6 protein-coding genes are annotated in these 8,934 nt (G+C 54.3%); all 6 read left to right on the forward strand.

The genetic code is table 11. The features are described from left to right. Positions 1 to 237: 237 nt before the first annotated feature. Positions 238 to 426, forward strand: coding sequence for a cellulose biosynthesis protein BcsR (gene bcsR / locus A7Z29_RS21730; RefSeq protein ID WP_001063311.1), 189 nt, complete (start codon positions 238 to 240; stop codon positions 424 to 426). An 11-nt stretch (positions 427 to 437) separates the two neighbouring features. Then, positions 438 to 1,190, forward strand: a complete 753-nt coding sequence (bcsQ, locus tag A7Z29_RS21735; protein WP_000279496.1) for a cellulose biosynthesis protein BcsQ — start codon at positions 438 to 440, stop codon at positions 1,188 to 1,190. Beyond that, complete coding sequence (gene bcsA / locus A7Z29_RS21740; RefSeq protein WP_000025928.1) at positions 1,187 to 3,805, forward strand: UDP-forming cellulose synthase catalytic subunit; 2,619 nt, start codon at positions 1,187 to 1,189, stop codon at positions 3,803 to 3,805. The genes bcsQ and bcsA overlap by 4 nt, the downstream gene beginning before the upstream one ends. A 10-nt stretch (positions 3,806 to 3,815) precedes the next feature. Beyond that, complete coding sequence (bcsB, locus tag A7Z29_RS21745; protein ID WP_024165121.1) at positions 3,816 to 6,155, forward strand: cellulose biosynthesis cyclic di-GMP-binding regulatory protein BcsB; 2,340 nt, start codon at positions 3,816 to 3,818, stop codon at positions 6,153 to 6,155. Positions 6,156 to 6,161: 6 nt separating this feature from the next. Continuing rightward, positions 6,162 to 7,268 (forward strand): cellulose synthase complex periplasmic endoglucanase BcsZ, encoded by a 1,107-nt coding sequence (bcsZ, locus tag A7Z29_RS21750; RefSeq protein WP_105290805.1) that lies wholly within the window; start codon positions 6,162 to 6,164, stop codon positions 7,266 to 7,268. Beyond that, positions 7,250 to 8,934: cellulose synthase complex outer membrane protein BcsC (gene bcsC / locus A7Z29_RS21755; RefSeq protein WP_105290804.1), on the forward strand; the 1,685-nt coding region annotated here is incomplete at its 3' end. The genes bcsZ and bcsC, both read left to right, overlap by 19 nt.

The following is an 8,934-nucleotide window of genomic DNA, read 5'->3' on the forward strand; positions in this document are numbered from 1 at the left end:
CAGTTTACTAGCGAAAGCTAAGAAATAAACCTACCATTGAAATTAAAACTTATCAGATTTAGCATGTGAATCAATTTAACAGGCCAGAAACCTTGTGATATCAGCCTTTTCGTTTTTTAGTTTTTCTGTTGCGTAACGGAAAGTCAAAAAATGAGCGGGTTTCTGTGCTGCCGTTAGCAATAAAGCGGCGAAATTGTCTTACTGTGTAATATGTTTATTTCATAGGGATCAACCATAATGAATAACAACGAACCCGATATTCTGCCTGATCCCGCGATAGGCTATATCTTCCAGAATGATATTTTGGCGTTAAAACAGGCTTTTTCACTGCCTGATATTGATTATGCCGATATTTCCCAACGAGAACAGTTGGCTGCGGCATTAAAACGTTGGCCGTTATTGGCTGAGTTTGCGCAAAAAAAGTAGGGGTGTGGTGAATGGCCGTTCTGGGATTGCAGGGGATGCGGGGTGGCGTGGGGACGACAACGATTACCGCCGCGTTAGGCTGGTCATTGCAAATGTTGGGAGAAAATGTCCTGCTGGTGGATGCCTGCCCGGACAATTTGCTGCGCCTGTCATTCAACGTTGATTTTTCTCACCGCCAGGGCTGGGCAAGAGCCATGCTGGATGGCCAGGACTGGCGTGATGCCGGGCTACGCTATACCTCACAGCTCGATCTGCTGCCCTTTGGTCAACTGACTCTCGAAGAACACGAGAATCCCCAGCACTGGCAAACACGGCTGGGCGAGATTTGCACCGGTATTCAGCAACTAAAGACCAGCGGACGTTATCAATGGATTTTGATCGATTTACCACGCGACGCCTCGCAGATAACGCATCAAATCATGAGTCTGTGCGATCACACCCTGGCGATCGTCAACGTGGATGCCAACTGTCATATTCGGCTGCATCAGCAGGCACTGCCCGCTGGCGCGCATATTTTGATTAATGATTTTCGTGTAGGCAGCCAGGTTCAGGACGATATTTACCAGCTATGGTTGCAAAGCCAGCGGCGTTTGTTGCCAATGTTGATTCATCGTGATGAAGCGATGGCTGAATGTCTGGCGGCAAAACAACCGTTGGGCGAATACCGTAGCGATGCGTTGGCGGCAGAAGAAATTCTGACGCTGGCGAACTGGTGTCTGTTGAACTATTCCGGGCTGAAAACGCCAGTCGGGAGCGCATCATGAGTATCCTGACCCGGTGGTTGCTTATCCCGCCGGTTAACGCACGTCTTATCGGGCGTTATCGGGAATATCGTCGTCATGGCGCGTCGCCTTTCAGCGCGACGCTCGGCTGTTTCTGGCTGATCCTTGCCTGGATTTTTATTCCGCTGGAGCACCCACGCTGGCAGCGTATTCGTGCGCAACATAAAATCCTGTTCCCTCATATCAATGCCTCGCGCCCGCGTCCGTTGGATCCTGTGCGCTATGTCATTCAGACCTGCTGGTTGCTGGTCAGTGCTTCGCGCAGAGAAACGCCGAAACCGCGCTGGCGGTCGTTTTCACGCTTGCAGAATATTCGTGGGCGTTATCATCAATGGATGGATGAATTGCCGGCTCGCTTCAGCCATAACACGCAACATCTTGATGAGAAAAAAGAGCTGGGACATCTGAGCGCCGGAGCACGGCGTTTTATTCTTGGCATCATTGTGACATTCTCGCTGATTCTGGCGCTGATTTGCGTCACCCAGCCGTTTAACCCGCTGTCACAGTTTATCTTCCTGATGTTGCTGTGGGGTGTGGCATTAATGGTACGGCGAATGCCGGGACGCTTCTCTGCACTGATGCTGATTGTGCTGTCGCTGACCGTCTCTTGCCGTTATATCTGGTGGCGCTACACCTCCACGCTGAACTGGGATGATCCGGTCAGTCTGGTGTGCGGCTTAATTCTGTTGTTCGCCGAAACCTACGCATGGATTGTGCTGGTGCTCGGCTACTTCCAGGTCGTATGGCCGCTGAATCGTCAGCCCGTACCGCTGCCGAAGGATATGTCGCTGTGGCCGTCGGTGGATATCTTTGTCCCGACCTACAACGAAGATCTCAGCGTGGTGAAAAATACGATTTACGCCTCGCTGGGTATCGACTGGCCGAAAGACAAGCTGAACATCTGGATCCTCGATGACGGTGGCAGGGAGGAGTTTCGCCAGTTTGCGCAAAACGTTGGGGTGAAATATATCGCCCGTACTACTCATGAACATGCGAAAGCGGGCAATATCAACAATGCGCTGAAATATGCCAAAGGCGAGTTTGTGTCGATTTTCGACTGCGACCACGTGCCAACGCGCTCGTTCCTGCAAATGACCATGGGCTGGTTCCTGAAAGAAAAACAACTGGCGATGATGCAGACCCCGCACCACTTCTTCTCGCCGGACCCGTTTGAACGCAACCTGGGACGTTTTCGTAAAACGCCGAATGAAGGCACGCTGTTCTACGGTCTGGTGCAGGATGGTAACGATATGTGGGATGCCACCTTCTTCTGCGGTTCTTGTGCGGTGATCCGCCGTAAGCCGCTGGATGAGATTGGCGGTATTGCCGTCGAAACGGTAACCGAAGATGCGCACACTTCTTTGCGTTTGCACCGTCGTGGCTACACCTCCGCGTATATGCGCATTCCGCAGGCGGCGGGGCTGGCTACCGAAAGTCTGTCGGCGCATATCGGTCAGCGTATTCGCTGGGCGCGCGGGATGGTGCAAATCTTCCGCCTTGATAACCCGCTCACCGGTAAAGGGCTGAAGTTCGCGCAACGGCTGTGCTACGTCAACGCCATGTTCCATTTCTTGTCGGGCATTCCACGGCTGATCTTCCTGACTGCGCCGCTGGCGTTCCTGCTGCTTCATGCCTATATCATCTACGCACCTGCGTTGATGATCGCCCTGTTTGTGCTGCCGCATATGATCCACGCCAGCCTGACTAACTCGAAGATTCAGGGCAAATATCGCCACTCGTTCTGGAGTGAAATCTACGAAACAGTGCTGGCATGGTATATCGCACCACCGACGCTGGTGGCGCTGATTAACCCGCACAAAGGCAAATTTAACGTCACCGCCAAAGGTGGCCTGGTGGAGGAAGAGTATGTCGATTGGGTGATCTCGCGACCGTACATCTTCCTCGTACTGCTCAACCTGGTTGGTGTCGCTGTTGGCATCTGGCGTTACTTTTACGGTCCGCCAACCGAAATGCTCACCGTCGTCGTCAGTATGGTGTGGGTGTTCTACAACCTGATTATTCTCGGTGGCGCGGTAGCGGTATCGGTTGAAAGTAAACAGGTTCGTCGTTCGCATCGTGTTGAGATGACGATGCCAGCGGCAATTGCCCGTGAAGATGGTCACCTTTTCTCCTGCACCGTTCAGGACTTCTCCGACGGTGGGCTGGGGATCAAAATCCACGGTCAGGCGCAGATCCTGGAAGGGCAGAAAGTGAATCTGCTACTCAAACGCGGTCAACAGGAATACGTCTTCCCGACCCAGGTGGCACGCGTGATGGGTAACGAAGTCGGGCTGCAATTGATGCCGCTCACCACCCAGCAACATATCGATTTTGTGCAGTGTACGTTTGCCCGTGCGGATACATGGGCGCTCTGGCAGGACAGCTACCCGGAAGATAAGCCGCTGGAAAGTCTGCTGGATATTCTGAAGCTCGGCTTCCGTGGCTACCGCCATCTGGCGGAATTTGCACCTTCTTCAGTGAAGGGCATTTTCCGTGCGCTGACTTCTCTGGTTTCCTGGGTTGTTTCGTTCATTCCGCGCCGCCCGGAGCGGAGCGAAACGGTACAACCATCGGATCAGGCTTTGGCTCAACAATGATGATAACGCGATGAAAAGAAAACTATTCTGGATTTGTGCAGTGGCAATGGGGATGAGCGCATTCCCCTCTTTTATGACGCAGGCGACGCCAGCAACGCAACCACTGATCAATGCTGAGCCAGTTGTTCCTGCCCAGACGGAACAAAATCCGCAGGTGGGGCAGGTGATGCCGGGCGTGCAGGGAGCGGATGCGCCAGTCGTTGCGCAGAACGGCTCTTCGCGCGATGTGAAGCTGACCTTTGCGCAAATCGCGCCGCCGCCGGGCAGCATGGTGCTGCGAGGTATCAACCCGAACGGTAGCATTGAGTTTGGTATGCGCAGCGACGAAGTGGTGACGAAGGCGATGCTCAATCTCGAATACACGCCATCGCCGTCATTGCTGCCAGTTCAGTCGCAGTTAAAAGTTTATCTCAATGATGAACTGATGGGCGTGCTGCCAGTGACTAAAGAGCAGTTGGGTAAAAAGACGCTGGCGCAAATGCCGATTAACCCACTGTTTATTACCGACTTCAACCGCGTGCGGCTGGAGTTTGTCGGTCATTATCAGGATGTGTGCGAAAACCCTGCCAGCACAACGCTCTGGCTGGATGTCGGACGCAGTAGCGGACTGGATCTGACGTATCAATCACTGAATGTGAAGAATGACCTGTCGCACTTCCCGATTCCATTCTTTGACCCACGCGATAACCGTGCCAACATCTTGCCGATGGTCTTTGCGGGCGCGCCGGATGTTGCGCTGCAACAGGCTTCCGCCATTGTTGCCTCGTGGTTTGGCTCGCGCTCTGGCTGGCGTGGGCAGAACTTCCCGGTACTCTATAACCAGCTTCCCGATCGCAATGCGATTGTTTTTGCGACTAACGACAAACGCCCGGACTTCCTGCGCGATCATCCGGCGGTAAAAGCCCCGGTGATTGAGATGATCAACCACCCGGAAAATCCTTACATCAAACTGCTGGTGGTGTTTGGTCGTGACGACAAAGACCTGTTGCAGGCAGCGAAAGGTATCGCCCAGGGCAATATTTTGTTCCGTGGCGACAGCGTCGTGGTGAATGAAGTCAAACCGCTGCTGCCGCGTAAGCCATACGATGCGCCGAACTGGGTGCGTACCGATCGTCCTGTCACCTTTGGTGAACTGAAAACTTATGAAGAGCAGTTACAGTCCAGCGGTCTGGAACCGGCAGCGATTAACGTTTCGCTAAATCTGCCGCCAGATCTCTACCTGATGCGTAGTACCGGTATTGATATGGATATTAATTACCGCTACACCATGCCGCCGGTGAAAGACAGCTCGCGGATGGATATCAGCCTGAACAACCAGTTCCTGCAATCATTTAACCTGAGTAGCAAACAGGAGGCGAACCGCCTGCTGCTGCGTATTCCTGTGTTACAAGGTTTGCTGGACGGCAAAACGGATGTCTCTATTCCGGCGTTGAAGTTGGGGGCGACCAACCAGCTGCGCTTCGACTTTGAGTACATGAACCCGATGCCGGGCGGATCGGTGGATAACTGTATTACCTTCCAGCCGGTGCAGAACCATGTGGTGATTGGCGACGACTCCACTATCGACTTCTCGAAGTATTACCACTTCATTCCGATGCCGGATCTGCGCGCGTTTGCCAATGCGGGCTTCCCGTTCAGCCGGATGGCGGATCTGTCACAAACCATCACCGTAATGCCGAAAGCGCCCAACGAAGCACAGATGGAAACCTTACTGAATACCGTTGGCTTTATCGGCGCGCAGACGGGCTTCCCGGCGATTAACCTGACCGTGACCGATGATGGCAGCACCATTCAGGGGAAAGATGCCGACATCATGATCGTCGGCGGAATCCCGGACAAATTAAAAGACGACAAGCAGATTGACATGCTGGTACAGGCCACCGAAAGCTGGGTGAAAACGCCAATGCGCCAGACGCTATTCCCGGGTATTGTGCCGGACGAAAACGACCGTGCGGCAGAAACTCAGTCAACGCTGACCTCTTCTGGCGCGATGGCAGCGGTGATTGGCTTCCAGTCACCGTATAACGACCAGCGCAGCGTGATTGCTCTCCTGGCCGACAGTCCGCGCGGTTACGAAATGCTTAACGATGCGGTGAACGATAGCGGCAAACGCGCCACCATGTTCGGCTCGGTAGCGGTGATCCGTGAATCTGGTGTTAACAGTTTGCGGGTCGGCGACATCTATTACGTTGGTCATCTGCCGTGGTTCGAACGTTTGTGGTATGCACTGGCTAATCACCCGATTCTGTTGGCGGTGCTGGCGGCAATCAGCGTGGTATTGCTGGCCTGGGTACTGTGGCGTCTGTTGCGTATCATCAGCCGTCGTCGTCTTAACCCGGATAATGAGTAATTGATGATGAATGTTTTGCGTAGTGGAATTGTGACGATGCTGCTGCTGGCTACCTTTAGTGTTCAGGCAGCCTGCAGTTGGCCTGCCTGGGAGCAGTTCAAAAAGGATTACATCAGTCAGGAAGGGCGCGTCATCGATCCCAGCGACGCGCGCAAAATTACCACCTCCGAAGGGCAAAGCTACGGCATGTTCTTTGCCCTGGCGGCTAACGACCGTGCGGCTTTCGATAACCTTCTCGACTGGACGCAGAATAATCTTGCCCAGGGCTCATTAAAAGAACATTTGCCCGCCTGGCTATGGGGCAAGAAAGAGAATGCGAAGTGGGAAGTGCTGGACAGCAACTCAGCTTCTGACGGCGATATCTGGATGGCCTGGTCACTGCTGGAGGCCGGTCGATTGTGGAAAGAGCAACGTTATACTGACATCGGCAGCGCGTTGTTAAAACGCATTGCGCAAGAGGAAGTGGTGACAGTGCCGGGGCTGGGCTCCATGCTGTTACCGGGCAAAGTGGGTTTTGCCGAGAATAACACCTGGCGTTTTAACCCGAGTTATCCGCCTCCGACGCTGGCGCAGTATTTCACCCGCTTTGGTGCACCGTGGACCACGTTGCGCGAAACGAATCAACGTTTATTGCTGGAAACCGCCCCGAAGGGCTTTTCGCCAGACTGGGTACGCTATGAGAAAGACAAAGGTTGGCAGTTAAAGCCGGAGAAAACGCTGATCAGCAGTTACGACGCTATTCGCGTCTATATGTGGGTTGGCATGATGCCCGACAGCGATCCGCAAAAAGCGCGGATGCTCAACCGGTTTAAACCGATGGCGACATTCACCGAGAAAAACGGCTATCCGCCGGAGAAAGTCGATGTCGCTACGGGTAAAGCGCAGGGTAAAGGGCCAGTCGGTTTTTCTGCGGCTATGTTGCCATTTCTTCAGGATCGTGATGCCCAGGCCGTACAGCGTCAGCGTATTGCCGATAACTTTCCTGGTAGTGATGCCTATTACAACTATGTGTTGACCCTGTTTGGACAAGGCTGGGATCAACACCGTTTCCGCTTCTCGACAAAAGGTGAGTTATTACCTGACTGGGGCCAGGAATGCGCAAATTCACACTAAATATCCTTACGCTTTCCCTCGGTCTGGCCGTGATGCCGATGGTCGAGGCGGCACCAACCGCCCAGCAACAGTTGCTGGAACAGGTTCGTGTGGGCGAAGCGACCCACCGCGAAGACCTGGTGCAGCAGTCGCTATATCGTCTGGAACTTATTGATCCGAATAACCCGGATGTCGTTGCCGCCCGTTTTCGCTCTCTGTTACGCCAGGGCGATGTTGATGGTGCACAAAAACAGCTCGACCGATTGTCGCAATTAGCGCCGAGTTCAAATGCGTATAAATCATCGCGTACCACAATGCTGCTTTCCACGCCGGATGGTCGCCAGGCACTGCAGCAGGCACGATTGCAGGCGACTACCGGTCATGCGGAAGAAGCCGTGGCGGGTTACAACAAACTGTTCAACGGAGCGCCGCCAGCAGGTGACATTGCCGTCGAGTACTGGAGTACGGTAGCGAAAATTCCGGCTCGCCGTAGCGAAGCGATTAATCAGCTAAAACGCATCAATGCGGATACGCCGGGCAATACGGGGTTGCAAAATAATCTGGCGCTATTGCTGTTTAGCAGCGATCGCCGTGACGAAGGTTTTGCCGTACTGGAACAGATGGCGAAATCTAACGCCGGGCGCGAGGGGGCTTCTAAAATCTGGTACGGGCAGATTAAAGACATGCCCGTGAGCGACGCCAGCGTGTCGGCACTGAAAAAATATCTCTCTATTTTTAGCGATGGCGATAGTGTGGCGGCTGCGCAATCGCAACTGGCAGAACAACAAAAGCAACTGGCCGATCCTAATTTCCGCGCCCGTGCGCAAGGTTTAGCGGCGGTGGACTCTGGCATGGCGGGTAAAGCCATTCCCGAACTACAACAGGCGGTGCGGGCGAACCCGAAAGACAGTGAGGCTCTGGGGGCGCTGGGCCAGGCATATTCTCAGAAAGGCGATCGTGCTAATGCGGTGGCGAATCTGGAAAAAGCCCTCGCGCTGGATCCGCACAACAGCAACACCGACAAATGGAACAGTCTGCTGAAGGTGAATCGCTACTGGCTGGCGATCCAGCAGGGCGATGCTGCGCTGAAAGCCAATAATCCCGACCGGGCAGAACGCCTGTTCCAGCAGGCGCGCAATGTCGATAACGCCGACAGCTATGCGGTGCTGGGGCTGGGCGATGTGGCGATGGCGCGCAAAGATTACCCCGCTGCCGAACGCTATTATCAGCAGACCTTGCGTATGGACAGCGGCAACACCAACGCCGTGCGCGGGTTGGCGAATCTTTATCGCCAGCAGTCGCCGGAAAAAGCCGAAGCGTTTATTGCCTCGCTTTCTGCCAGCCAGCGGCGCAGCGTTGATGACATCGAACGCAGCCTGCAAAACGACCGCTTATCACAGCAGGCGGAGGCACTGGAAAATCAGGGCAAATGGGCGCAGGCAGCAGCACTTCAGCGCCAGCGACTGGCGCTGGACCCCGGCAGTGTGTGGATTACTTACCGGCTTTCGCAGGATCTCTGGCAGGCCGGACAACGCAGCCAGGCAGATACTCTGATGCGCAATCTGGCGCAGCAGAAGCCGAACGACCCGGAGCAGGTTTACGCTTACGGACTGTATCTTTCCGGTCACGACCAGGACAGAGCCGCGCTGGCGCATATCAACAGCCTGCCGCGCGCGCAGTGGAACAG

The organism is Escherichia sp. MOD1-EC6842, from assembly GCF_002965705.1.
GTDB lineage: Bacteria > Pseudomonadota > Gammaproteobacteria > Enterobacterales > Enterobacteriaceae > Escherichia > Escherichia ruysiae.